Origin of the sequence: Paraburkholderia silvatlantica, assembly GCF_003096715.1 — a bacterium.
Taxonomy (GTDB): domain Bacteria; phylum Pseudomonadota; class Gammaproteobacteria; order Burkholderiales; family Burkholderiaceae; genus Paraburkholderia; species Paraburkholderia silvatlantica.
In genome coordinates, this window is the sequence record NZ_QEOL01000011.1 from 152,028 (window position 1) to 176,657 (window position 24,630).

Annotated in this window: 22 protein-coding genes and 2 pseudogenes; 9 read left to right on the top strand and 15 right to left on the bottom strand. The window is 64.4% G+C overall.

The features are described from left to right. Positions 1-95 precede the first annotated feature (95 nt). Complete coding sequence (gene purB, locus C7411_RS16680; RefSeq protein ID WP_110385347.1) at positions 96-1,484, top strand: adenylosuccinate lyase; 1,389 nt, start codon at positions 96-98, stop codon at positions 1,482-1,484. Between the two features lie 111 nt (positions 1,485-1,595). Here purB and C7411_RS16685 read toward each other — a convergent pair whose 3' ends face one another. From C7411_RS16685 to edd, 4 genes are all read right to left on the bottom strand, one after another. Continuing rightward, entirely contained in the window at positions 1,596-2,105 is a 510-nt protein-coding gene (locus C7411_RS16685; RefSeq protein ID WP_110385348.1) for a gluconokinase, read from the bottom strand. Positions 2,106-2,120: 15 nt separating this feature from the next. Next, positions 2,121-3,482, bottom strand: a complete 1,362-nt coding sequence (locus C7411_RS16690) for a GntP family permease (protein ID WP_110385349.1) — start codon at positions 3,480-3,482, stop codon at positions 2,121-2,123. 298 nt (positions 3,483-3,780) lie between these two features. Further along, positions 3,781-4,422 carry a bifunctional 4-hydroxy-2-oxoglutarate aldolase/2-dehydro-3-deoxy-phosphogluconate aldolase gene (gene eda, locus C7411_RS16695; RefSeq protein ID WP_110385350.1) on the bottom strand — a complete coding sequence of 214 codons (642 nt, stop codon included), beginning with the start codon at positions 4,420-4,422 and terminating at the stop codon, positions 3,781-3,783. Between the two features lie 2 nt (positions 4,423-4,424). Further along, entirely contained in the window at positions 4,425-6,347 is a 1,923-nt protein-coding gene (edd, locus tag C7411_RS16700; RefSeq protein ID WP_110385351.1) for a phosphogluconate dehydratase, read from the bottom strand. A gap of 289 nt (positions 6,348-6,636) precedes the next feature. On the opposite strand from edd, the gene C7411_RS16705 reads away from it, so the two are divergent. From C7411_RS16705 to C7411_RS16735, 7 genes and pseudogenes are all read left to right on the top strand, one after another. Continuing rightward, the gene (locus C7411_RS16705) at positions 6,637-7,494 is read left to right on the top strand and encodes a MurR/RpiR family transcriptional regulator (protein ID WP_110385352.1); all 858 of its coding nucleotides are present in this window, start codon (positions 6,637-6,639) and stop codon (positions 7,492-7,494) included. 115 nt (positions 7,495-7,609) lie between these two features. Further along, a pseudogene (locus C7411_RS16710) lies at positions 7,610-8,682 on the top strand (IS630 family transposase); the annotation flags it as partial. Between the two features lie 354 nt (positions 8,683-9,036). Continuing rightward, entirely contained in the window at positions 9,037-10,029 is a 993-nt protein-coding gene (locus tag C7411_RS16715; protein ID WP_110385353.1) for a hypothetical protein, read from the top strand. Between the two features lie 56 nt (positions 10,030-10,085). Beyond that, the gene (locus C7411_RS16720; RefSeq protein WP_110385354.1) at positions 10,086-10,679 is read left to right on the top strand and encodes a carboxymuconolactone decarboxylase family protein; all 594 of its coding nucleotides are present in this window, start codon (positions 10,086-10,088) and stop codon (positions 10,677-10,679) included. Between the two features lie 165 nt (positions 10,680-10,844). Beyond that, positions 10,845-11,294, top strand: coding sequence for a hypothetical protein (locus tag C7411_RS16725; protein ID WP_181431347.1), 450 nt, complete (start codon positions 10,845-10,847; stop codon positions 11,292-11,294). Positions 11,295-11,503: 209 nt separating this feature from the next. Beyond that, entirely contained in the window at positions 11,504-12,052 is a 549-nt protein-coding gene (locus C7411_RS16730) for a MarR family winged helix-turn-helix transcriptional regulator (RefSeq protein ID WP_110385355.1), read from the top strand. 256 nt (positions 12,053-12,308) lie between these two features. Beyond that, positions 12,309-12,473, top strand: a pseudogene (locus C7411_RS16735) (HTH domain-containing protein); the annotation flags it as partial. Positions 12,474-12,627: 154 nt separating this feature from the next. Here C7411_RS16735 and C7411_RS16740 read toward each other — a convergent pair. From C7411_RS16740 to C7411_RS16780, 9 genes are all read right to left on the bottom strand, one after another. Further along, complete coding sequence (locus tag C7411_RS16740; RefSeq protein ID WP_110385356.1) at positions 12,628-13,050, bottom strand: CopD family protein; 423 nt, start codon at positions 13,048-13,050, stop codon at positions 12,628-12,630. Positions 13,051-13,125: 75 nt separating this feature from the next. Further along, positions 13,126-14,397 carry a glutamate-5-semialdehyde dehydrogenase gene (locus tag C7411_RS16745; protein ID WP_110385357.1) on the bottom strand — a complete coding sequence of 424 codons (1,272 nt, stop codon included), beginning with the start codon at positions 14,395-14,397 and terminating at the stop codon, positions 13,126-13,128. Positions 14,398-14,597: 200 nt separating this feature from the next. Beyond that, entirely contained in the window at positions 14,598-15,791 is a 1,194-nt protein-coding gene (holA, locus tag C7411_RS16750; protein ID WP_110385358.1) for a DNA polymerase III subunit delta, read from the bottom strand. 43 nt (positions 15,792-15,834) lie between these two features. Continuing rightward, positions 15,835-16,398 (bottom strand): LPS-assembly lipoprotein LptE, encoded by a 564-nt coding sequence (locus tag C7411_RS16755; protein ID WP_110385359.1) that lies wholly within the window; start codon positions 16,396-16,398, stop codon positions 15,835-15,837. A 100-nt stretch (positions 16,399-16,498) separates the two neighbouring features. Next, positions 16,499-19,093: a leucine--tRNA ligase gene (gene leuS / locus C7411_RS16760; RefSeq protein ID WP_110385360.1), complete on the bottom strand. Its 2,595-nt coding sequence runs from the start codon at positions 19,091-19,093 to the stop codon at positions 16,499-16,501. A gap of 154 nt (positions 19,094-19,247) precedes the next feature. After that, entirely contained in the window at positions 19,248-19,679 is a 432-nt protein-coding gene (locus C7411_RS16765; RefSeq protein ID WP_110385361.1) for an ExbD/TolR family protein, read from the bottom strand. 12 nt (positions 19,680-19,691) lie between these two features. Beyond that, on the bottom strand, positions 19,692-20,420 hold the full coding sequence (locus tag C7411_RS16770) for a MotA/TolQ/ExbB proton channel family protein (RefSeq protein ID WP_110385362.1): 729 nt from the start codon (positions 20,418-20,420) through the stop codon (positions 19,692-19,694). Positions 20,421-20,474: 54 nt separating this feature from the next. Next, positions 20,475-21,272, bottom strand: coding sequence for a 4-hydroxy-tetrahydrodipicolinate reductase (gene dapB / locus C7411_RS16775; protein ID WP_110385363.1), 798 nt, complete (start codon positions 21,270-21,272; stop codon positions 20,475-20,477). A gap of 167 nt (positions 21,273-21,439) precedes the next feature. Continuing rightward, the gene (locus C7411_RS16780; protein ID WP_110385364.1) at positions 21,440-22,387 is read right to left on the bottom strand and encodes an outer membrane protein assembly factor BamE; all 948 of its coding nucleotides are present in this window, start codon (positions 22,385-22,387) and stop codon (positions 21,440-21,442) included. Between the two features lie 136 nt (positions 22,388-22,523). On the opposite strand from C7411_RS16780, the gene fur reads away from it, so the two are divergent. Next, the gene (fur, locus tag C7411_RS16785) at positions 22,524-22,952 is read left to right on the top strand and encodes a ferric iron uptake transcriptional regulator (protein ID WP_110385365.1); all 429 of its coding nucleotides are present in this window, start codon (positions 22,524-22,526) and stop codon (positions 22,950-22,952) included. 107 nt (positions 22,953-23,059) lie between these two features. Here the strand turns inward: fur and C7411_RS16790 are convergent, their stop codons facing one another. Then, positions 23,060-23,572 carry an ureidoglycolate lyase gene (locus tag C7411_RS16790; RefSeq protein WP_110385366.1) on the bottom strand — a complete coding sequence of 171 codons (513 nt, stop codon included), beginning with the start codon at positions 23,570-23,572 and terminating at the stop codon, positions 23,060-23,062. Between the two features lie 13 nt (positions 23,573-23,585). Then, a complete protein-coding gene (alc, locus tag C7411_RS16795; protein WP_110385367.1) occupies positions 23,586-24,605 on the bottom strand; it encodes an allantoicase in 1,020 nt (339 codons plus the stop codon). Positions 24,606-24,630: the final 25 nt, after the last annotated feature.

Sequence of the window (24,630 nt, forward strand, 5' to 3'; positions counted from 1 at the left end):
GATAAAATGTGCGGTTCCCGCCGTCTCGAATCTGACTGCAACCGACCGCAAACCGACTGCAAACTGAGCGTAACGCGCCACGTTACGTCCCCATCATGTCCGACACCCGTCCCGATACCCTCTTCGCGCTCAACGCGCTCTCCCCGCTCGACGGCCGCTACGCCTCGAAAACCGAAGCGCTGCGCGACTGGCTCTCGGAAGCTGCGTTCATGCGCAATCGCGTAACGGTGGAAATCCACTGGCTGATCGCGCTCTCGCAGGCCGGTTTCGCGGAAGTGCCGCGCTTCTCGGCAGCCTCGGAGCAATTCCTGCTCAAGCTCGCCGAAAACTTCACGGCGCACGACGCCGCGCGCATCAAGGAGATCGAGCGCGTGACGAACCACGACGTGAAGGCCGTGGAGTACTGGCTCAAGGAGTCGGTGAAGGGTCAGCCGGAACTGGAGCGTGCGAGCGAGTTCATCCACTTCGCCTGCACGTCGGAAGACATCAACAACACGTCGCACGGTCTCATGCTCGCGGGCGCCCGCGAACACGTGATCCTGCCGGCGCTGCGCTCGGTGCATCAACGTCTCGTCGCGCTCGCGCACACGCACGCCGACCAGCCGATGCTCTCTCGCACGCACGGCCAGCCGGCCAGCCCCACGACGCTCGGCAAGGAAATCGCCAACGTCGCGGCGCGTCTCGCGCGTGCGATCACGCGCATCGAGAAGGTCGAACTGCTCGGCAAGATGAATGGCGCGGTCGGCAACTTCAACGCGCACCTTTCGGCGTATCCGGAATTCGACTGGGAAGCGTTCTCGAAGGAAGTCGTCGAGCAGCGCCTGAAGCTCACGTTCAATCCGTACACGATCCAGATCGAGCCGCACGACTACATGGCGGAACTGTTCGACGCCGTCGCGCGCGCGAACACGATCCTGCTGGATCTGGACCGCGACGTGTGGGGCTACATCTCGCTCGGCTACTTCAAGCAGAAGACGAAGGCCGGCGAAATCGGTTCGTCGACCATGCCGCACAAGGTCAACCCGATCGACTTCGAAAACTCGGAAGGCAACCTGGGCCTCGCGAACGCCACGCTGCGCCACCTCGCCGACAAGCTGCCCGTTTCGCGCTGGCAGCGCGACCTCACCGACTCGACCGTGCTGCGCAACATCGGCGTGGCGCTCGGTTACTCGCTGCTCGCGTACGACGCGCTGATCCGCGGCCTGGACAAGCTCGAAGTGAATCCGCAGCGTCTGAACGACGACCTCGACGCCACGTGGGAAGTGCTGGCCGAGCCGGTGCAGACGGTCATGCGCCGCTACGGCATCGAGAACCCGTACGAGCAGCTGAAGGAACTCACGCGCGGCAAGGGCATTACGCGCGAAGCGCTGCAGACGTTCGTGAGCGGTCTGGCGATTCCGGAAGACGCGAAGAAGCGTCTGCTGGAGATGACGCCTGCATCGTACGTCGGCAAGGCGGCGGAACTGGCGAAGCGCATTGCGTAATCGCTCAAAACCCAAGCCATAAAAAAGCGCTCGATCGAATCGAGCGCTTTTTCGTTTACCGCCGTACGATCACGTGATCACGTGATCGCGTGATCGTGCGCGAGCGCGAAATCAGGAGACCTGCTTGCGGCGCGTTTCCAGCTGCTTCATCACCTCGTCGACGATCTGCTCGGGCGTCAGCTCGATGCTGACCTCGATCGCCTCGTCCGTGCCCGGTTCTTCGAGCGTGTCGAGCTGGCTTTGCAGCAGCGACGGGTCGAAGAAGTGGCCGGTGCGGGAAGCCAGGCGCTCGTGCAGCACCTCGAACGAACCCTTCAGGTAGACGAAGCACACGTCGCGGTCGTTGCCGCGCAGGATGTCGCGATACGAGCGCTTGAGCGACGAGCACGTGAACACGGCCGTTTCATGCGCGCGCTGCTTTTCCTCAATGGCCGCGCGAATCGTACGCAGCCACGGCCAGCGGTCGTCGTCGGTGAGGGGAATGCCGTCGTGCATCTTCTTCTTGTTGGCTTCGCTGTGGAAGGCGTCGCCGTCGGTGAAGCTGCACTTGAGGCGCTCGGCGAGCAATTCGCCGATGCGTGTCTTGCCCGCGCCCGACACGCCCATCGCTATCAGAATCATTTACTGCTCCCAGTCTTACACCGCCGCTGCGAGGGCGAAGGTCAAGCCAAGGCCCAGCAGCGAAATAATGGTCTCCAGCAACGACCATGTCTTGAACGTCTGCACGACGCTCATGCCGAAATACTCCTTGATCAGCCAGAATCCGCCGTCGTTGACGTGCGAGAAGATCAGCGAGCCCGAGCCCGTGGCGAGCACGAGCAGCTCCGGCTTCACGGTCATGGCGCTGGCCGATGCGATCGGTGCGACGATGCCGCAGGCCGTGGTCATGGCGACCGTGGCCGAGCCCGTCGCGAGACGGATCAGCGCGGCGACGAGCCAGCCGAGCAGCAGCGGCGACAGATGTTCGTTCTGCGCCAGCTCGACGATCTGCTTCGACACGCCGCTGTCCATCAGCACGCGGCCAAAGCCGCCGCCCGCGCCCACGATCAGCGTGATGCCCGCGATCGGCGCGAGACAGTCGCCGCAGAACTTCTGGATCTGCTCGCGTGTAAAGCCGCGCTGCGCGCCGAAGGTCCAGAAGCTTACCAGCACGGCGATCAGCAGCGCGACGTCGGAGGTGCCGATAAAGTGCAACAGATTGTTCGGCAACGTCCTGGGCGCGAACACGAGATCGGCCCAGCTGCCAATCAGCATGAGGATCACGGGCAGCAGGATCGTGAAGAGCGTGACGCCGAAGCCGGGCAGTTCACTGTCGGGCTTGGGGTCGGCCTTGCTCACGAACTGGTCGGCAAGCGGATTGCTCTCCGGCAGCTTGATGTAGCGGTGAATGAAGAGCGCGAAAAGCGGCCCGGCGATGATCGCCGTGGGCACGCCCACGATCAGGCCGTAAGCGATGGTCTTGCCGATGTCGGCGTGATACGCCTGCACGGCCAGAAGCGCGGCCGGGTGCGGCGGAATCAGCCCGTGCACGACCGAAAGGCCCGCCACCATCGGCAGGCCGATCAGCAGCAGCGACTTGCCGGTGCGCTTCGCGACGTTGAACGCGATCGGAATGAGCAGCACGAAGCCGACTTCGAAGAACACCGGCAAGCCGACGATGATCGCGACGACCATCATGGCCCAGTGAATGTTCTTCTCGCCGAACCAGCGAATGAGTGTCGTGGCAACGCGCTCGGCGCCGCCCGACTCCGCCATCATCTTGCCGAGCATCGTGCCGAGACCCACCACGATGGCGATGTGGCCGAGCGTGTTGCCGTTGCCGGTCTCGAACGACTTGACGATCTGATCCATCGGCATGCCGACGGCGAGGCCGAGCAGCAGCGAAACGATGATCAGGACGAGAAACGGATAAACCTTGAAGCGCGTGATCAGCAGGATCAGCGCGGCGATCGCGACGAGCGCGTAAATCAGCAGCATGCTGCCGTGGGCCACTCCCATGAGGCTCCTCTTCAGGTAGTTGTTCGAAGTCCTTTTGCCCTGTGCGGCGACAGATGAGCGCAGCGGCGGCTCACGCGGGACAAAAGCCGGCCGTCGCCGGGCCGGGGATTGTAGAGCTTATAACGACTTTTGGTGCAACGTGCCTGAAAGACACGCGAAGACACGCGAGCCGCGCAAACCCCGCGCCTGAAAGGCGCCGTTTGCGCGGCTCGTTGCGCGCCCCACGCTCAGGCGGGGCAGCATTCCAGCCTTCGTTGCGCCGCAGCACGCGGCACGCGCGTCATGCAGACGCGCTCATTTAGCGCACCGGGCGCGACAGCTCGCTCGCGGCGTGCGCAAGGCGCGTGACTTCGTCCCAGTTCTGCGCGGCGATCGCCGCCTTCGGCGTGAGCCACGAACCGCCCACGCATACCACGTTGGGCAGCGCGAGGAAGGTCGGCGCGGATTCGGCGCTGATACCGCCCGTGGGGCAGAACTTGAGCGTCGGGAACGGGCCGTGGAAGGCCTGCAGCATGTTCAGCCCGCCGGCCGGAACCGCCGGGAAGAACTTGACGATCTCGTAGCCCAGCTCCATCGCGACGATGATGTCGGTCGGCGTCATCACGCCCGGCAGCAGCGGCAGGCCCGCGTCGAGCGAAGCCTGATGGATCTCGCGCGTGAGGCCCGGCGATACGCCGAACTGTGCGCCGGCCTTCTTCGCGAGCGCGCAGTGCTCGGGCTTCGTGATCGTGCCCACGCCCACGACGATGTCCGGCGCGATCTTCGCGGCGCGCTCGATGGCTTCGAGGCCGGCCTTCGTGCGCAGCGTGATTTCGAGCACCTTCACGCCGCCTGCGTGGAGTGCGCGGGAAACGTGCTCGCCCTGCTCCGGCGTATCGAATGCGAGCACCGGGATGACGGGACCGAGGCGAACGATGTCGGCGACTGTGCTATTTGCCATGTTCAGGCTCCTTGATGATGAATTGAGTTCGCGGCGTGGGCCGGCGCGGGGGTGGCTGCAGCGGCCGCAGCGACCGGTGCCGGCGCGGCCTGCTCGCCCGCGAGCGGACCGAACACCGTCGCGCCCAGCTCCGCCGGCGCGGCGGTGGCGCGGAAAACGCCGAACAGCTCGCGGCCAAAGCCCACTTCATTGAGTTCCTGATGCGCAGGCTGCGCAACCGGGCGCGCGTCCCACTCGGCAGCATCCACTTCGACGTCGAGCACGCCTTCCGCCGCGTCGATCACGATCGTATCGCCGTCGCGCACCTTGCCGATCGGGCCGTGCAGCAGCGTTTCCGGCGAGACGTGGATGACCGCGGGCACCTTGCCCGAGGCGCCCGACATGCGCCCGTCGGTCACGAGGGCCACGTGAAAGCCCTTGTCCTGCAGCACGCCGAGCAGCGGTGTCAGGCGGTGCAGCTCCGGCATGCCATTCGCGCGCGCGCCCTGGAAGCGTACGACGGCCACGAAATCGCGCTCGAGTTCGCCGCGGTCGAACGCTTCCTGCACGGCTTCCTGCGAATCGAACACGATGGCGGGCGCACGTACCTTGCGGCGCTCCGGCGCGACAGCGGAAACCTTGATGACGCCGCGCCCCAGACGCCCCTGCATCAGGCGCAGCCCGCCGTCCGGCTGGAACGGCGTCGGCAGCGGACGCAGCACGGTCTCGTCGGCGCTCTTCTCGACCGCCGGCACCCACGTGAGCTTGCCGTCGATGAGCTTCGGCTCCTCGGTGTAATGACGCAGTCCACGGCCCGCGACAGTATTCACGTCTTCGTGCAGCAACCCGCCGTCGAGCAGTTCGCGCACGAGGAAGGCGATGCCGCCCGCGGCGTGGAAATGGTTCACGTCGGCCTTGCCGTTCGGATAGACGCGCGCGAGCAGCGGCACGGCGTCCGAAAGCACGTCGAAGTCGTTCCAGTCGATGATGACGCCCGCCGCCCGCGCCATTGCCACGAGGTGCAGCGTGTGGTTGGTCGAGCCACCCGTCGCCATCAGCGCGACGATGCCGTTGATCACGGCCTTCTCGTCGACCACATGGCCGATCGGCATGTAGTTGCCGCGCTCGACGGTGAGTTCGAGCACGCGGCGCGCCGCAGCGGCGGTGAGTTCGTCGCGCAGCGGCGTATGCGGATGGATAAAGGCCGAACCCGGCAGATGCAGGCCCATGACTTCCATGAGCATCTGGTTGCTGTTGGCCGTGCCATAGAACGTGCAGGTGCCGTGGCCGTGATACGCGGCGGCCTCCGATTCGAGCAGCGCCGCGCGGTCGCACTGGCCCGTGGCGAACTGCTGACGCACCTTGGCCTTGTCGTCGTTCGTAATGCCGCTCGTCATCGGGCCGGCGGGCACGAAAATGGTCGGCAGGTGGCCGAATTGCAGCGCGCCGATCAAGAGGCCCGGCACGATCTTGTCGCACACACCGAGGCACAGCGCCGCATCGAACATGTTGTGCGTGAGCGCGACGGCCGTGCTCATCGCGATCACTTCGCGCGAAAAGAGCGACAGCTCCATGCCGGCGTTGCCCTGCGTCACGCCATCGCACATCGCCGGCACGCCGCCCGCGAACTGCGCGACGCCGCCGCCTTCGCGCGCCGCCTTCTTGATGATGTCGGGGAAATCCTTGTAGGGCGCGTGCGCCGAGAGCATCTCGTTATACGCCGAGACGATACCGATATTCGGCTCACGGATCGCCTTGATCGAGATCTTGTCGCGGCCTTCGAGGCCGGCGAAGCCGTGGGCGAGATTTGCGCACGAGAGCGCGCCGCGCGCGGGGAACCGGTCCTGAGCCGCCGCGATGCGCGCCAGATAGGCCTCGCGCGTGGGCTTGCTGCGCTCGATCACGCGCTGCGTGACCTTCATCAATTGAGAATGCGGGGAAACCATCGAATCTCCTTCCTTCTTGTCACGGCGAGGACGCTCGGGGCCAGATCAGATGCGCATGTCGCGCACCAGACAGCGATGGCGCGATGTTAGTAGAAAAACTACAAGACGACAAATCCGGTAAGACCCTGGGAGTACGACGTTAAACGAGCGTCTAGTCTCATTATTTACAGGCGTTGCGCGTTGATGCGCGCCCGGACTGAAAAGACGCAAACGGCGATTCTGTAGTTTTTGTACATAACGTCCGATCCGTTATAGTCCACGGATCTTTCAGCATAGTGCGAGTTTCCCGATGCTGCTGTCCCAGGTGAAAGCCATGCGCGAGCAATTGCGCCCTTCGGAGCGCAAGCTCGCCGATTACGTGATCCAGGCGCCGCGCGAGGTGCTCGATCTGTCGATGACCGAGGTCGCTGAGCGTGCGGGTGTCAGCCAGCCGACCATCGCACGGTTTTGCCATGCGCTGGGATTCTCGGGGTTCCGGGAGTTCAGGATTCGCCTCGCGCAGGCGGTCGCTGCGGATCTGCCCACGGAACATCCGGCCGTGTACCGCGACGTGAGCCCGGACGAGCCGGTGCCGGGCGTCGCGGCCAAGGTGCTCGAGCGCACCATCGGTGCGCTCGTGCAGGTGCGCAACAACCTCTCTACGGACTCGCTCGCCGCGGCGATCGGCCTGCTCGCGCATGCGGCGCGTATCGAGTTCTACGGTGCGGGCGGCTCGGGCATCGCTGCGCAGGATATGCAGCACAAGTTCTTCCGGCTCGGCATGCCGAGCGTCGCGTATTCGGATCCGCAGACGTTCCTGATGTCGGCGGCGCTGCTCGGCCCCGGCGATGTGGTCGTGGCGATCTCGAACACGGGGCGCACGCGCGACATCGTGGACGCCGCGCGCACGGCGCTCGATCGCGGCGCGAAGGTGATCGCGATCACGCACGGCACTTCGCCGCTCGCGCGCCTCGCGAGCGTAGGCCTGCACGCGAACGTCGATGAGGATACCGACGTTTTCTCGCCGATGACTTCGCGGACTTCGCATCTCGCGATCGGCGACATACTCGCGGTGGGTGTCGCGCTGCAGCGCGGTCCCGAGCTTGCGGAGAAACTCGCCGATGCGAAGGAAATCATCGCGCGAAGAAGGCTGGACGCGAACGGCTAACTGCCGACCAGAAGGCGCTTCACAAAAATACGGATTCCTAGCATTCCGCCCCAGAAATAGCTTTGCATAAGTTCAGATTGTTCTATGGTCGAGTCACGGCGTGCAGGAGGCGATCATGGGACGCAAAGGAATCGAAGTTGTCGTGTCGGAGTTGGAACGAGAACAATTGTTGTCAAGGAGCCGTTCGCGTTCCCTATCTTCCAGTGCGTGATCGCCGGTGCAGTCACTTCGCACTGCGTTGCAATCTCATGGCTCGTATGACCGTCAGCCGCCATCAAGACAATCCTCACGCTCTGGTTCGCCGGGCAAAGAAGCGGTTTGTTGCGTAGGGGGGCTTGCCGGTCTGCATGATGAAGCCCGTCCAGGCCGGCCTCGCACGCATGACGATGAAGCGGTAGCGGAACTGCTGGCGAGAATACTGCATGAGAAGCCGGAAGGAGCAACGCACTGGAGCGTGCGCTCCGCTGCAGCGCGGACAGGGATTTCGAAGAGTTCGGTGGCCCGATATCTGTCGTTGTTCGGTGTACAGCCCATCGTTCAAAGAGCTTCAAGCTGTCTAATGATCCCTACTTCGCAGAGAAGGTGCGCGATATTGTGGGGCTGTACCTAAGCCCGCCGACTAACGCCCTCGTACTATGTGTCGACGAGAAGAGCCAGTGCCAGGCGCTAGAACGGACGCAACCGATGTTGCCGATGGGGCTGGGGTATCTCGAGGGAATGACGCATGATTACGTTCGACATGGCACCACCACTCTGTTCGCTGCGCTCAATACGGCAACGTGTGAAGTCATTGCGCAATGTAAGCCGCGCCACCGACATCAGGAATTCCTGGCGTTTCTCAAGCATGTGGACCTGGCGGTGCCCGCGGATCTCGATGTGCACCTGATCGTCGACAACTACGCGACACACAAGCATCCAAAAGTCCGGGCGTGGCTGGCCAGGCACATGCGCTACCACACGCACTTCACGCCGACCTACTCAAGCTGGCTGAATCAGGTTGAACGCTGGTTTAGTCTGATTACGCAGCAGGCGATCCGTCGGGGGTCGTTCAGGAACGTGCGCCAACTCGTTGCCAGCATCGAGCGCCATATCAAGCAGTACAACCAACACGGCCGGCCGTTCGTACGGACCGCAACTGCCAATTCAATCCTCCAGAAAGTGGCTCGGCTATGCAAGTTATTTCTGGGACGGAATACTAGCCCGCTATATCAGCGGGCATGGCAGTGCCCCTTGGGCTTCTCTACATTTTGGGGCAGGTATGCACCTCGTGGCTGCAGGCGCGTGCCACCTGCGCGGCGAGCAAAACCGCAACCTCGGTTATGACGGCTCCTCAAATCAAGTCGCGCGCTCCGAGCCTCGCCATCGGTCGATGAACTTTTCGACGCCATCTTCCTCGAGCCGATCGATCAACCTCTAATCTTCGGCGCGTCAACGTTGGAACGGCTCAAAGCGCATCTGACGATCATTGGCCCTTGCACAAAAGGGATCAGCACTTATAATGTAAGGGCCCTTACATCTTGGTGCGATTACAGGAGAATGAGCATGATGCATCCGGTTCCCACAAAGATCACCACTGTCGCCGAGTTTCCGAAACACACGATGCCAGAGAATCTGGTTGTACGCGCCGATGGGTCGATATTGGTCGTCGCGTCGCCCCAATGCGAAGTCTGGTACGTGCCTGCTCCCACTGGTCAGCTGCCGGTAGAGCCACTTCTGCTGCATACCTTCGACAAGAAACAACTGGCCCAGAGCTTCGTCGAGGCCGCGCCCGATATCTTTTACGTCTTCACTTATGGCGACGCCGTCCTGCACCGCTTCGACCTGCGCGGCTGGACGCCGGGCGAGCCGGTCAACCCCACGAAAGTTCTGCAATTCGAGCCACCCGCCGGCCCGAACGGCTGCTGCCTGCTCGCACCGGGGGTAATTCTTGTCGCCGACTGCGTCGAGGGGCTGATCTGGCGCGTCGATCTGACGAACGGCGGCACCAGCGCCGCAGCACGGGTGTGGCTGAAGCATGACTCGATGAATGCGGGCGGTGGGCATCCGCCGGTAAAGTTTTCAGACACTCAAGAAGTCCCGTTCCCGGGGATCAACGGTCTTCGCTACGGACCGAAGACCAGACACGTTTACTACACGACCTCATCGCTAGGCCTGTTCATGCGTGTCGCGGTCGACCCCGCGACGCTTGAACCGGCTGGGGAGCCCGAGCACCTCGCGGATATCGCGAATGTGGACGACCTCTGCCTCGATGAAAACCTCGGCGTCGCCTATATCACACGGCACCCGGACCACATCATCGAACGCGCATCGCTCGAGCCCGGCTCCTCGGGTTCGGAAGCTGCGGCCGGTGATCCCTTCACCGACAATCTGATTGGCCCGACCAGCATCGATTGGGGCCGTGGACCCGACGATTACGGTCGTGTCGCCTACGTGCCGACAGACGGTGGAGTGATCAAGCTTCCATCGGACGGAGTTCTCCGCCCCGCCCGTCTCATCCGCATCGAATTCGCCATGGAAAGCGGCGCATCACACTGAGGGTCGACCAGGCCATGCGAGTCATGTGATCACGACTGAAAACAGGAGCAACCACGATGACTGAATCAAAACGAGGCCTGGGCGGGCGGTTACCGCTCTTCGACCCGGCGAGCCTGAGTAGCGCGCAGCGGGGGCTTTACGACGCGTTGCAGAAAAGCTGGGTGATGTTTGCCAACAAGATCGGGGTCAAGGCGACGACCGAAGACGGTAGCCTGATCGGCCCGTTCAACTTCTTCCTTCTACACCCCGAAGTGACGGAGAAGCTGTCGGATTTCCAGGACGCGGAAGAAGCCAATACGACGCTTCCAAAGCGCGTGCGTGAAATCGTGATCATTACGGTAGGCGCAATCTGGGGCGCCAATTACGAGCTATATGCCCGTGGCCACGTGGCTCGCGAAGCCGGCCTGTCCGACAACGCTCTTGCCATAATCGCCGCTGGCGGTATCCCTGATGACCTGAGCGCCGAGGAAAGGATCGCCGCGCGTCTCGCGCGCGAACTCTCGACTCGCCACCGCATCGACGACGAGCTATACCAGGCAGCCGAGGAGGCCTTTGGCAGGACGGGTCTGTTCGACATCGTCGCTGTCATGGGTGTGTACCAAACGGTATGCTCCGGGCTCGCGTTATTTGAGGTGCCGGCGCCCGCCTGATGAAAACGGCTTGCAGTGCGTTGGATGCGGAAAGACCGTGAACTTAAACGTCGAAGCCCGGGCATGTGGGACCCGGCTAAATTTTGAGAGATGCTGATAACGGAGCAAGGCGTGGTACATCCTCTTCATCCACGAATCGGGCAGCGCCAGGTTGAGGGAGCAGCCATGGTGAGCAACGAATCCGTGGGTTTCAATGGCTTATTGGCAGTACTCGTAACAAGGTCCGTTGGGTCGATGTGGTGCGCCTATGCATTTGCCGCGCTGACACTGATCAGCTTACCGGAGGCCATTCACCAAGGCACGTTCGCGCTCATCTCCTGGATATCGCAGACCTTTTTGCAGTTGGTCCTGCTCTCGGTCATCATGGTCGGACAGCAAGTCTTGGCGAAGGCTTCCGACAAACAAGCACTTCAGACATTTCAGGACACTGAGGCGGTCCTACGACTTACCGACGAGATCCACAGCCTCGTAAAGGTAAACAACGGACTTACCGATGAAATTCACCGTGTTGTCAGCTTGGGAACAGACCAGGTCGTCAACGAAATTCACTGTACACGCTCTCTGGTGAAAACAACCCATCGGGGACAACGAGCCGATGACATAGTGGATTTCTGACACCGTTACCTGCCGGCATGCTCGATGAAGAGCGAGTCAACTCCGGCCAATGTCAAGGACGTCGTCCAAACCGCTCGCGCGTGTACCATTGAGCTTTCCAGCCGAGGTCTGCTTGCGCAGCGGCTTCTGGCGGGCCCGTGAGGGTTAGATTGCTTTATCTACCCGTTTCGTAGTGCCCATGAAGAACGGTAACGGGAGTATATTTCGCTATGTTGAAACGGAAGGACCAGAGCTCTCCGCCTGATTTTGTTATGCAGGCCTATGCCGAGGAATTGCCCCCGGACATCTTCCTGTCGATCCGCCTGCTTTTCGCACTGAGGAATTCGGTTCAGCGCGTGAATGCCGATCTGGCTCATTGGCTCGGACCCGACGCCCTTTCCCCGGGACGGATGCAGATGCTGATGATCCTGTGGGCAAAGAAAGGTGCTGTTCTGCAAAGAGACCTCGTTGATATTTTGGGCGTCTCTCGTGCCAGTGTCTCCGAACTGCTCGATCTTTTGTCACGTGATGAATTGGTGAAGACAAGACCGGATACGCAACATGGTCGGCGTATTTATGTCGAGCTTACAGCTCTCGGACGCGAGGTCGCGACCCGACAAATTCGTGAGAACGGTCACCGCTTGGATGTCGCGCTTGGCAAGCTATCGCAACTGGAAAAGCACGATTTGATCAATCGGCTTGATCATATTTGTGTGCTTGACAACTGCCACTGCCCCGACTGCAACCACACGTTCGGTCGTACCAAGGCTTCGGCCTGATCTACTGTTTTCCCTTTCCTCTATACTTCCCAACTTCCAATGCATTTGCCCATCCGTGCGCCGGGCTATATACCGCTTACATGCAAGGAGTTCTTCATGCATCTCGTGCGACCGATGGCCTACATCGGTCAGCAACCATGGCATGACCTCGGCGTGTTGATTTGCACGGAATCCTGACCTACCCTGCGCGGTAGTTTGCATCGAATATTGACCCACGTAGAACACTGACCTGCTCGGCAACGGGCAGGGGAACGGAGTGATCGACGTGGCTATATTGAGCATCATCCGACGCTGGCACTTTCGCGATCATGTCTCCTTGCGCGAGATTGCCAAACGACTGGGTGTGTCCAGAAACACGGTCAGACGCTACATACGGGCCGGCACCGTCCTGCCGGCCTATCCAGAACGCCACAGCCCCAGCATCGCTTCACCGACGTGTGCGTGAAGCAGGAGGACAGCCGGCGTGTTATAGCGGCCCGCATGCGCAGCGAAACAACGAGCGCCATCCGACGGCGCCCGCGTGGGAGAAAAAGCTGGATTACGCGCCGCAGCGGCGACGTCAGTGAGTCAGTGGTTCAGAACGGCTTGATGACAACCAGCGCCACCGCAGCCAGCATGCCGAGCACGGGAAGCTCGTTGAACATGCGATACCACTTGTCGGAGCGGCGGTTTTCGCCGCGCTCGAAAGTCTTGAGCAAACGTCCGCAGTACGCGTGATAGATGATGAGCAGCACCACCACGCCCACTTTCGCATGGATCCAGCCCTGGCCGCGTCCAATCCCCACCACGAGCCACAGCCACAAGCCGCATAGCAGCGCGGGCACGGCGATCATCGTCATGAAGCGATAGAGCTTGCGCGCCATGATGAGCAGACGCTTGACGGCCGCCGGTTCGGTTTCCATCGCGAGATTCACGAAGATGCGCGGCAGGTAGAACAGGCCCGCGAACCACGAGGCGATGAGCACGATGTGAAACGTCTTGACCCAGAGCATCGACATTATTTTTTCTTCTTCGTGAGCGATTGTGCAACGAGGCGGCGCGCCAAGCCGGGCGCCGCCTCGTGCGATGCGTAATTATTGACGGCCTTCACCGTGGCCGAGCACCACGTATTTCAGCGAGGTCAGCCCTTCCAGACCGACCGGGCCGCGCGCGTGCAGCTTGTCGTTCGAGATGCCGATCTCCGCACCCAGACCGAACTCGAAACCGTCGGCGAAGCGCGTCGAGGCGTTCACCATCACACTCGCCGAATCGACTTCGCGCAGGAAACGCATGGCGCGGTCGTGGTCTTCGGTGACGATCGCGTCGGTATGGTGCGAACCGTAGGCGTTGATGTGCCCGATCGCGTCGTCGAGCGTGTCGACCACCTTCACCGCCAGCACCGGCGCGAGGTACTCGGTACGCCAGTCCTCTTCGGTCGCATCCACCAGCGGAGCGACACCCGCGTCGGCGAGAATCGAGCGCGCTGCGGCATCCACGCGCAGCTCGACTTCCTTCTCGCGATACAGGCGGCCAAGCGGCGGCAGCACGTCATGCGCAATGCCGCGCGCCACGAGCAGCGTCTCCATCGTGTTGCAGGTGCCGTAGCGGTGTGTCTTGGCGTTGTCGCACACGCTCAGCGCTTTCGCGAGATCGGCGCGGTCGTCCACGTAGACGTGACAGATGCCGTCGAGGTGCTTGATCATCGGCACGCGCGCCTCCGCCATCAGGCGCTCGATCAGGCTCTTGCCGCCGCGCGGCACGATCACGTCCACGAATTCCGTCATCGTGATGAGCTTGCCCACGGCCGCGCGGTCGGCGGTCTCGACCACCTGCACCGCGTCCTGCGGCAATCCCGCCGCGGCCAGCCCTTCGCCAATCAGCTTCGCGAGCGCAGTATTGCATTCGAGCGCCTCGGAACCGCCGCGCAGAATCGTGGCGTTGCCCGACTTCAGGCACAGCGCCGCCGCATCGATCGTCACGTTCGGCCGCGATTCGTAGATGATGCCGATCACGCCCAGCGGCACGCGCATCTGCCCGACCTGAATGCCGCTCGGACGGAACCTGAGGTTGCTGATCTCGCCGATGGGGTCCGACAGCGCGGCAACCTGGCGAAGGCCCTCGACCATTGTCTTGAGCGCCTTGTCCGACAGCGTGAGGCGGTCGATGAACGCCGCGTCGTGCCCCTTCTCCTTCGCGCGCGCGAGGTCGCGTGCGTTCGCATCCTTCAAGTGCTGCGCGTCGCGCTCAATGGCTTGCGCCACCGCTTCGAGTGCCGCGTTCTTCGCGGCTGTCGAGGCCCGTGCCATCGCGCGCGAAGCGTTGCGGGCGCGGCGGCCGAGGTCGGTCATGTACTGGTCGATATCCATGGTGTCTTTCGTCATGCGGCGCGCGAGGCGCAGTCAGATGAGCTGCCCGAAGCGCGGTTCGATTCAAAGCGGTTCAGGCCGATTTTAAGGCCACCCGCCAAGGTTTGCTGGACGTGGCCGGGCGGCTCGGCAGCCGCACTGGCTGCGCGGCGGGCATAACGCAGGCGCCGTAGTGCCGGTTCAGGCAAGCGCGGAACGCCTTAGCCTGGCCGGCGCGACGGCCCTGCGGTGCGCGGTCGTGCCGCTGCTGAGGCCGCCGCGGCTGGGCTGGCTGGCTGCGCGCGCCCCGGCGCCACAGCACCACGCGCACTGGCCGCAGTGCGCGCCTGCGCTCCACTGTCGCGAGGCGCGGCCACGGTCATGGCGAGTTCGAACAGGCCATCCCAGGCATCGGGCGGCAGCGCATTGCGCCAGTCGGCGCGCGATTGCCCCGAAAGCCCCTTGACCTGGCGGTCGAGACGCGCCGCGAGCGCGAGACCGCGCTCAAGCGTCGCTTCGCTCAGACGCGACAGCGCCGGCCCGATGAGCCGCTCGCGCGGCCCCCACACGCGGTTCTCGCGCAGCAGCATGGCGAGCGGCTTGCCCGCCGCCACGCCGCGCTTGATGCGCAATAACGTGCGGATTTCCTCGACCACGGCCCACAGCACCAGCACCGAAGCCTCGCCTTCGCCCTGCAGCCCGTCGAGCATGCGCGCGAGGCGGCCAGCGTCGCCTGTAAGCATCGCTTCGTTGAGCTTGAATACGTCGTAGCGCGCGACGTTGAGCACAGCGTCGTGAATCTGCTCGAAGCTCAGCACGCCTTGCGGATAAAGCAAACCAAGCTTCTGGATCTCCTGATGCGCCGCCAGCAGGTTGCCTTCCACACGCTCCGCCACGAACTGCAGCGCGCGCCGGCCGTCTTCGCCGGGCGCCACGCGCTGCCCTTGCAGCGCCAGACGCTGGCCGATCCAGTTCGGCAGCACCGCGCGCTCGACGGGATCGATCTTCAGCGCGACACCGCTCTCGGCCAGCGCCGTGAACCACGCGGACTTCTGCGTGGCGGCGTCGAGGCGAGGCAGCGTGACGAGCATCAGCACGTCGGGATTCGAGGCGGCGGCGAGCGTCTTGAGCGCGTCCGCGCCTTCCTTGCCGGGCTTGCCCGATGGAATGCGCAACTCCACCAGTTGACGATCGCCGAAGAGCGACATCGACTGGCTCGCGCCGAGGAGCGAACTCCAGTCGAAGCCGCGCTCGACGGTGAACACCGAGCGGTCCGTAAAGCCCGCCGCGCGCGCGGCTGCGCGGATGCGGTCGCACGCCTCCTGGGCGAGCAGATGTTCGTCGCCGTAGACGACGTACAGGCCGGCCAGCCCTTTCGCGAGGTGCGGTTCGAGTGCGTCGGGTCGCAGTTGCATGGCGCTCGGTCGAAGATCGCTCAGTAGAGGGAAACAGCGCGCACTACAGCGGCGGCGGCGGCAGCGGTGCGCGCGGCGCGACACCCGGCACAACCTGATCAGGCGTCGGGTTGATCGACTTCAGCACGGCAAGGCGCCGCATGAGCTGGTCGACAGCGTCGTTCTGCATGTCGGTGAACAGCAGATCGGCTTCCTGCGTCTTGGCGGTCGAGAACTGATCGCTGTAGGTCATCGCGCGGTTCAGCGAAATCATGCTCGGCTGGATCAGCATGGTGCCGTCCGGTCTCGTGAGCGTGTAGCTCAGCGAATAGTTGACCTGATATTCCACCACGGCGCCGAGCGAATTGAGCGTAAGCGTGCTGAAGCTACGCCCTTCGGAAATGTGCAGCACAGCGTCGGCGTTGGCCACCGAGTCGACCACGACCGAATCGCTGCCGCCTTCGACCATGCGCGAGAGGCGCCCGACGAGCGGCGGCGGCGCGCCGACGACGGCGAGGCGCTTGAAGGCGAAGTTCTCCTCGCCGCGCAGCTGGAAGCCGCACGCCGAAAGGACCAGCGCGCCGCCCGCCACGAGCGGGAACAACCTGAGAAACGATCTGCGAATCACATGGACTCCTGGGTTCGCGACAGAGTCGCCGGTGTCGGCTGAGCAGCCGCGCGCGATGCTTCGCGCGCTACGCCGCTCAACATGGCCCTGGTTTGCCTCGTTAGACCACGACGTTCACGAGGCGGCCCGGCACGACGATGACCTTCTTCGGTGGGCGGCCTTCCGCGAACTTGACGAACATCTCGTGCGCGAGGGCGGCGGCTTCGATCGCATCCTTCGGCGCGTCCTTCGCCACCGTCACGGCGCCGCGCACCTTGCCGTTCACCTGCAGCACGAGTTCGATCTCGGCCTGCTCCAGCGCCTTTTCGTCGACCTTCGGCCACGGTGCGTCGAGCAGCGTGCCGTATTCGTCGCCGTAGCCGAGCGCCTTCCAGAGTTCGAACGCGATGTGCGGCACGACCGGGTACAGCACGCGCAGCAGCACGCCGAACGTTTCGCGCTGCACGCCCGCACTCGCGCCCCTGGCGCCGTCGATGGCGTTGAGCATCTTCATCGCCGCCGAAACGACCGTGTTGTACTGCAGGCGCTGATAGTCGAAGTCGGCCTGCTTGAGCACGCTATAGACTTCGCGGCGCAGCGCTTTTTCGACGTCCGTGAGCGCAGCCGTATCGAACGAGGCGCGCGACCGGATCGCTTCGGCGTTCGCGTGGCCGAAGGCCCACACGCGGCGCAGGAAGCGGCTCGCGCCTTCCACGCCCGCGCCCGACCATTCGAGCTGCTGCTCGGGCGGCGCCGCGAACATCGTAAAGAGACGCGCCGTATCGGCGCCGTACTGGTCGATCAGCACCTGCGGGTCGACGCCGTTGTTCTTCGACTTCGACATCTTCTCCACGCCGCCCAGCACCACGGCCTGGCCGTCGCTGTTGAGCGTCGCGCCAATCGGGCGGCCCTTGTCGTCGTGCGTGACGGTTACGTCGGCCGGGTTGTACCAGGTCTTCTTGCCCGCCGCGTCTTCGCGGTAGAACGTTTCGTTGAGCACCATGCCCTGCGTGAGCAGGTTCTTCGCCGGCTCGCCGAACTTCACGAGGCCGAGGTCGCGCGAGACCTTCGCCCAGAAACGCGAATACAGCAAGTGAAGAATCGCGTGCTCGATGCCGCCGATGTACTGGTCCATCGGCATCCAGTAGTCGGTGCGCTCGTCGACCATGCTCACGGCGTCCGGCGCGGCGTAGCGGTAGAAGTACCACGACGAGTCGACGAAGGTGTCCATCGTGTCGGTTTCGCGTTTCGCATCGGCGCCGCACGTCGGGCACTTGCAGTTCAGGAAGGCTTCCGACTTCGCGAGCGGGTTGCCCGTGCCGTCCGGCACGAGGTCTTCCGGCAGCACGACCGGCAGGTCCTTTTCCGGCACCGGCACGTCGCCGCAGCTCGGGCAGTGGATGATCGGGATCGGCGTGCCCCAGTAGCGCTGGCGCGAGATGCCCCAGTCGCGCAGACGCCACGTGACCTGCTTGTCGCCGAGGTCGAGGGCCTTGAGGTCGGCTGCGACGGCATCCACCGCCGCCGTGTAGGCGAGGCCGTCGTACTTGCCGCTGTTCACGCACACGGCGCGTTCCTTGTCGCCGTACCATTCCTGCCAGCCGTCGAGCGAGTACGTCTCGCCTTCCGCGGCGATGACCTGCCTGATCGGCAGGTTGTACTTCTGCGCGAACGCGAAATCGCGCTCGTCGTGGCCCGGCACGCCCATCACGGCGCCTTCGCCATAGCTCATCAGCACGTAGTTGCCGATCCACACCGGCACTTCCTCGTGCGTGAGCGGGTGCGTGACGCTAAAGCCCGTGGGCACGCCCTTCTTTTCCATCGTCGCGACGTCGGCTTCCGCCACGCCGCCGCGCTTGCACTCGTCGATGAACGCCTGCAGCTCCGGCTTGTCAAGCGCCAAACGCGTGGCGAGCGGATGCTCGGCCGCGATCGCCGCAAAGGTCACGCCCATGATCGTGTCGGCGCGCGTGGTGAACACGCGCAGCAGTTTCTTCTCGCCGTCGAGCTCGTACGGGAAGCCGAAGTTCACGCCGAAGCTCTTGCCGATCCAGTTCTGCTGCATGATCTTCACGCGCTCGGGCCAGCCCAGGCCGTCGAGGTCGTTCAGCAGCTCGTCGGCGTACTGCGTGATGCGCAGGTAGTACATCGGGATTTCGCGCTTTTCGACGAGCGCGCCCGAGCGCCAGCCGCGCCCGTCGATCACCTGCTCGTTGGCGAGCACGGTCTGATCGACCGGGTCCCAGTTCACCGTGCCGGTCTTCTTGTACGCGATGCCCTTCTCGAGCATCTTCAGGAAGAACCACTGGTTCCACTTGTAGTAGTCGGGCTTGCAGGTGGCGATTTCGCGCGACCAGTCGATGGCGAGGCCCATCGACTGCATCTGGCCCTTCATGTACTCGATATTGTCGTACGTCCACCTGGCCGGCGGCACGCTGTTGGCCATCGCGGCATTTTCGGCGGGCATGCCGAACGCGTCCCAGCCCATCGGCATCAACGTGTTGTAGCCGTTCATGCGCAGGTAACGGTACATCACGTCGTTGATCGTGTAGTTCCGCACGTGGCCCATGTGCAGCTTGCCCGACGGATACGGCAGCATCGAGACGCAGTAGAACTTGGGCTTGCCGGCCTTCTCGGCCGTCCGGTATGCGTCGGTGGCGCGCCATTCGCCTTGCGCGGCGGATTCGACGTCGGAGGGAACGTATTTTTCGAGCATGGTGTGGGTGGTGAACGCTGGAAACGGGCGGTTTCGGTGCCGGATGCACCGGGCCGGCCGTTCACGATACCGGCAGATCGCGTCGGTTTCGCTGGGCCCGTCTTTAAAGGAAACGCTGATTATACCGTTGAGTGGCGTGCGTCCAGTCGCGTACTCAATGCGCGCCGGCGGGCGGCTCGGTCACGAAGCCGAGGCGCGTGAGACCGGCCTGCTGCGCGGCGCCCATGACCTGGGCGATCACGTCGTAGCGCGTCTCGCGCGCGGCGCGCAGTTGCAGCTCGGGCTGCTGCGGCTCGGGCTGTTTGCCCGCCGCCGTGAAGCGCGCGCGCAGTTCGTCGAGCGTGATGGGCTGGGCGTTCCAGTAGAGCTTGCCGGCGGCGTCGATGGACAGCGCGACGGTCTGCGCCGTTTGCTGCGCCGGCTCGGCCGCGACCTTCGGCAAGTCGAGCCGGATCGCATGCGTGAAGAGCGGCGCGGTGATGATGAAGATGACGAGCAGCACGAGCATGACGTCGATGAGCGGCGTCATGTTGATCTCCGACATCGGTGCCGCATCGCGCTTCTTTTCGAGTCCGCCGAATGCCATTCGCGTTGCCTCCTACGACTCGGCGCGCGCGCCTTCGCGCATCGCGCCCTGCACACCTTCGCGGCGCAGCGGCGCACCTTCTGGCGCGCAGGCATAGGCGTGCAGATCGTGCGCGAAACCGTCGAGATCGTCGCAAAGCTGGCGCACGAGCCGGCCCAGCACGTTATAGGCGAGCACCGCCGGAATCGCGACGACGAGACCGAAGGCCGTCATGATGAGCGCCTCGCCCACCGGGCCTGCCACGTTCTCGATCATCGCCTGGCCGCTTGCGGCGATGCTGCCGAGCGCGCGGTAGATGCCCCAGACGGTGCCGAGCAGACCGACGAACGGCGCCGTGCTGCCAACCGAAGCGAGCAGGACCTGCCCGAACTCGAGGCGCCGCTGCGACGCCTGCAGCGCGCCGCGCAGCGCACGCAGCACACGCTCGCCGCGATCCACGCGCGCGAGCATCATGCCCGGCGCGTCGGCTTCCTCCGCGGCGAGCGCCGCCTGCGCCAGCGGCAGGAACACGCGCTCGCGGTCGACCGCACGCATGGCGGCAACACCGTCTGCGAGCGTGCGTGCCTGCCAGAAGCGCGCAACGGCGCGCGGCCCCTGGCGCTTCGCGCGCAGGAGGATCCAGCTCTTGATGATGAGGAAACACCAGCTCGCGACCGACATCGCGAGCAATACCCACGCAACCGCGTGGGTGACCGCGTCGCCCGTCTGCAGATAGTGAATGACTCCGGAACCCGCTGCCATCGGACCTCGCTCACTGCCTGTCCGGCGCGAGGCGCCGGACCGTAGGGAAAACGCTCAGCGCAGGCCGAGCACGTCCTGCATATCGTACAGGCCATGGGCCTTGTCCTGCAGAAAGCGCGCGGCGCGCACGCTGCCCTGCGCATAGGAAAGGCGGCTCGAGGACTTGTGCGTGATCTCGATGCGCTCGCCGATGCCCGCGAACAGCACCGTATGATCGCCGACGATATCGCCGCCGCGAATCGCCGAAAACCCGATCGTCGATGGGTCGCGCTCGCCCGTCACGCCTTCGCGCCCGTACACGGCGCATTCGTCGAGATTGCGGCCGAGCGCGTGCGCCACGGCCTCGCCCATCGCAAGCGCGGTGCCCGAGGGCGCGTCGACCTTGTGGCGATGGTGCGCCTCGATGATCTCGATGTCGTAGCCGGTCTCGAAAAAGCGCGCCGCGTATTCGAGCAGCTTGAGCGTGACGTTCACGCCCACGCTCATGTTGGCCGCGAACACGATGCCGACCTTTTGCGCGGCGGCACCGAGCTGCGCCTTTTGCTGGGCGTCGAAGCCGGTCGTGCCGATCACCATCTTCACGCCGTGGCGCTGGGCCGCCTCGAGGTGCACGAGCGTGCCTTCGGGGCGCGTGAAGTCGATCAGGCAGTCGCTTTGCGCGAAGACCTGCTCGATGTCGTCGGTGATGCGCACGCCGGTGTCCTTGCCGAGGAACGCGCCAGCATCCTGGCCGACGGCGGCGGAGCCCTTGCGCACGAGCGCGCCCGAGAGCGTGACGTCGGGCGAATTCAGGACGGTTTCGATGAGCATGCGGCCCATGCGGCCCGATGCCCCGGCGATTGCGATTTTCATGAGTCTTCCTGCCAATGTGTCGCTGGCCGCGGTGCCGGGCGCCACCGGGCGCCACGAAGCGCCGCCGCCAAAAAACGCGGCGGCCGGTAGTGATACCCGGCCGCCGGATCGAAGCGTGGCGCGCCTCGCGCACCCCGCTGCCTGTCTTGCCGGCTGGGTCAGCCGGATCAGTTGCTCGGGGCCGCAGCAGCCCCGGAAGCCGGCACCGTGGGCGGCGCGGCGAGCGACGAATCCCGCGCGGGGCCCGACGGCGCCGTCGTACTGGTATTGGTGTCGCCGGTGCCTTGCGCGCCGGCCGCCGGGCCGACCGGATTGCTCGGCGGCACGCCCTGGATTTGCGGCTGCGGCTGGCGATGCAGTTGCACCTGCGAGGGCATCGTGCCGACGTTCTGCGGCAGCGCCGACGATTGCGGGTTGCCCGCGCGCACCGAAGGCGTGAGGCCGGCAGGCGTTTGCACGGCTTCCGTGGCGCGGTTTGCGGCGGCCGCGGCCTGCGCGTTGGCGTCCTGCGGCAGCGCGTTGGTGGCGGTGCCGAGTTCGGACGACGGCGTGCGCGCCGTATCGCCAACCGTCGGGCCGGTCGCGCTCGAACCCTGGTCAGGCGCGCCTGCTGCAGCCGCCACCGGCGCCGAAGCGCCCGACGCGGGCGCAGCCGCGACGGCCTTCTTCTTGCCGCTGCGGTCACCGTCGATTTCGGCGAGCAGTTCGAGGTTCGACGGCAGGTCTTCACCGCCCGACCAGCTCGCTACGCGGTCGCCTTCGAACAGCACGACGAAGTCGCGCTGCTGGACCACTGCGGTCGAGCCGCGCTTGAAATAGAAGATATAGTCCCAGCGGTTCGCATGGAACATGTCGGTGAGGAGCGGCGTGCCGAGCAGCTGCCTGACCTCGGCGCGCGACATGCCAACCTTCATCTGCGCCGCGGCTTCCGCCGAGACGAAATTGCCTTGCACGATGGTGATGCGGTAGGGCGTAATGCTCTGGGCGATGCTCTGCGTCACGCTGTTGTAGGTGGAACAGCCGGCGAGCGCCGCGAACGCGGCCGCAGCCAGCAGGGTGCACGCCAGGCGGCCGCCGTGCATGCGCCGGCCGATCGTTGTGAATTCTGGAATCATTTCCCTCACCGTGCGGGCTTTTCGCGAAGCCGCGCGTATTCTGTAGAAGATCGTTCGAAGTTCTGGCGAAAATGCCCGGAACGGTAAAAACGCATTAACATAACAACCTAGCATTGTACTCCAGGGACTTATCGTCATGACCAATCCAACCGATCTCAAGAACATCGGTCTCAAGGCGACGCTACCTCGCCTCAAGATCCTGGAGATTTTTCAGCATAGCCCGGTGCGCCACCTGACCGCAGAAGACGTCTACCGCAACCTGCTGAACGAGGAGCTCGACATCGGCCTCGCCACGGTCTACCGGGTCCTCACGCAGTTCGAGCAGGCCGGGTTGCTCACGCGCAGCAACTTCGAATCGGGCAAGGCAGTGTTCGAACTGAACGAGGGTAGCCACCACGACCACCTCGTGTGTCTCGACTGCGGCATCGTTGAAGAATTCTTCGACCCCGAAATCGAAAAGCGCCAGCAGTCGATCGCCACGGAGCGCGGTTTCAAGCTCCAGGAACATGCGCTCGCCCTGTACGGCGCGTGCACGAAGGAAAACTGCCCGCACCGCAAGCACTGAGCGCTTGCCGCCTGCAGCCTGCAGGCGGCAGAAAAGGAAACGCCACGGCAGATCTGCCGTGGCGTTTTCGTTTGGCGAGCCGGTCTCCGGGAAGAGCCGGGCACACCTCAGGCAGGCGCGAGCACCGTGTCGGCTTGCGCGAGCCGCCGGGGCTCCCCGAGCGCGATCTCGTCGCAGTTCGGCTGGGTGCCGCCGCGGTCGATCACCACGAAATCGCTCACGCGCCCGAAGGCGAGCAACGGGTGATGCCAGACGCCTTTGGCGTAATTGATGCCCTGCCCGCGCCCGGCCCAGAACGCGCGCAGCCCCGCCGGATCGAACGCGCCCGCAGGTGCGACCACCACTGCGTAGCCCGCGTCGCCAAGCGGCACGAACGCCTGGCTGCCGAGCGGATGCCGCTCCATCATCGCGATCTCGACGGGCCACGCACGCGGCTGGGCGCGAAAGACACTGACGATGGGCCGCCCGCCCGCCTCGTTCACGTCGATGGCGGCGAGATCGTGAAAGCGCTCGGTCGTGCCGCCGTTGATCGGAAAGTGGCGCGCGCCATCGAGTTCGATGACGTCACCGAACGGCGCGAACGCCTCGCGCGTCAGGGGTTCCATCTGCAGGATCTGCATCGCGGCTCCTCGTTCAGGCCGGCTCGCCCCACAGGCGCAGGCGCGAGACGCCGCCGTCCGGGAAAATGTTGAAGCGCACGTGCGTGACCGGGCCGAGCGCCGCAATCGCGCTCTCGAACACGTGCTGCTGGTCCATGTCGAGCTTTTGCTCGCCGAGCAGTTCCGGCCAGAACATCGCCTGGGTGACGAGCGAATCGTCGGTGCCGCCCGTCACGCTCGCCGCCTGCAGCGAGCAGCGGTCCGGGTAGTTGCCCTTGAAGTGCGCCGTGTCGACTTCGATCTTGCGGATGATGCCGGGCCGCGCAAGCGCGACGATGGCCCAGTCGTTGCCCGGTTCGCGGCGGCGGCGCGTTTCCCAGCCGTCGCCCATGTTCACGCCGCGGCCAGGCATCAGGATCGTGGAAGCGAGCCCGAAGTGCTGATTGTTGGCCGCGACGAGATACGCGCCGTTTTCGATCGCCGCGAGATCGACGAGGCTGCCGAGCTCCACCGTGCCCCAGTCGCGCCGGGGCTGGCCGTACACGCGCAGACGCGCGAGGCCACCGTCGGGAAAGAGATTCACGCGCAGATGCGTGAACGCGCGCGTATCGTTCACTTCGACGTAGTGATGCTGGTTACCCTGCAGTGTCGTCGCCGGGACGATGGTCTGCCAGTCGGCGTCGTCGCCTGGCGTTTCGTCGTCGCCCAATTGCACGTAGCACGCCTCGATCGAAGCCGCCGGCGGAAAGTTGCCCGTGAAATGGCTCGTGTCGAGATCCACACCGTAGATCGCGCCCGGGCGCGCGAGACGCACAATGCAGAAGTCGTGGCCCGTCGTGCGCTTGCGGCGCGTTTCCCAGCCGTCCATCCACTTGCCGTGGTCGTCATACTTGCCGGGGATGAAGACCGCGGGCTGCGGCTCGAGCATGCGCTCCTTCGGCGCGAAGAACTCGTCGCTCGCGAGCAGCGCGCGGGCGCCCAGTCGCGGATCGGCGAGGTTCATGTAGCGGCGCGTGAAGGCGGGGGCGTTGGGGTCGAGAGTCGGAATGGCCATGATGGTGTCAAACGCTTGAGTGGGT

Coding starts and splice junctions, on each gene's coding strand:
- alc (WP_110385367.1), bottom strand. CDS start 24,605: ATGGCCATTCCGACTCTCGACCCCAACGCCCCCGCCTTCACGCGCCGC.
- C7411_RS16725 (WP_181431347.1), top strand. CDS start 10,845: ATGGTGAGCAACGAATCCGTGGGTTTCAATGGCTTATTGGCAGTACTC.
- dapB (WP_110385363.1), bottom strand. CDS start 21,272: ATGAAAATCGCAATCGCCGGGGCATCGGGCCGCATGGGCCGCATGCTC.
- C7411_RS16770 (WP_110385362.1), bottom strand. CDS start 20,420: ATGGCAGCGGGTTCCGGAGTCATTCACTATCTGCAGACGGGCGACGCG.
- C7411_RS16745 (WP_110385357.1), bottom strand. CDS start 14,397: ATGGATATCGACCAGTACATGACCGACCTCGGCCGCCGCGCCCGCAAC.
- eda (WP_110385350.1), bottom strand. CDS start 4,422: ATGGCAAATAGCACAGTCGCCGACATCGTTCGCCTCGGTCCCGTCATC.
- C7411_RS16705 (WP_110385352.1), top strand. CDS start 6,637: ATGCTGCTGTCCCAGGTGAAAGCCATGCGCGAGCAATTGCGCCCTTCG.
- C7411_RS16685 (WP_110385348.1), bottom strand. CDS start 2,105: ATGATTCTGATAGCGATGGGCGTGTCGGGCGCGGGCAAGACACGCATC.
- C7411_RS16740 (WP_110385356.1), bottom strand. CDS start 13,050: ATGTCGATGCTCTGGGTCAAGACGTTTCACATCGTGCTCATCGCCTCG.
- C7411_RS16715 (WP_110385353.1), top strand. CDS start 9,037: ATGATGCATCCGGTTCCCACAAAGATCACCACTGTCGCCGAGTTTCCG.
- C7411_RS16765 (WP_110385361.1), bottom strand. CDS start 19,679: ATGGCATTCGGCGGACTCGAAAAGAAGCGCGATGCGGCACCGATGTCG.
- C7411_RS16780 (WP_110385364.1), bottom strand. CDS start 22,387: ATGATTCCAGAATTCACAACGATCGGCCGGCGCATGCACGGCGGCCGC.
- C7411_RS16690 (WP_110385349.1), bottom strand. CDS start 3,482: ATGGGAGTGGCCCACGGCAGCATGCTGCTGATTTACGCGCTCGTCGCG.
- purB (WP_110385347.1), top strand. CDS start 96: ATGTCCGACACCCGTCCCGATACCCTCTTCGCGCTCAACGCGCTCTCC.
- holA (WP_110385358.1), bottom strand. CDS start 15,791: ATGCAACTGCGACCCGACGCACTCGAACCGCACCTCGCGAAAGGGCTG.
- leuS (WP_110385360.1), bottom strand. CDS start 19,093: ATGCTCGAAAAATACGTTCCCTCCGACGTCGAATCCGCCGCGCAAGGC.
- fur (WP_110385365.1), top strand. CDS start 22,524: ATGACCAATCCAACCGATCTCAAGAACATCGGTCTCAAGGCGACGCTA.
- C7411_RS16790 (WP_110385366.1), bottom strand. CDS start 23,572: ATGCAGATCCTGCAGATGGAACCCCTGACGCGCGAGGCGTTCGCGCCG.
- C7411_RS16730 (WP_110385355.1), top strand. CDS start 11,504: ATGTTGAAACGGAAGGACCAGAGCTCTCCGCCTGATTTTGTTATGCAG.
- edd (WP_110385351.1), bottom strand. CDS start 6,347: ATGGTTTCCCCGCATTCTCAATTGATGAAGGTCACGCAGCGCGTGATC.
- C7411_RS16720 (WP_110385354.1), top strand. CDS start 10,086: ATGACTGAATCAAAACGAGGCCTGGGCGGGCGGTTACCGCTCTTCGAC.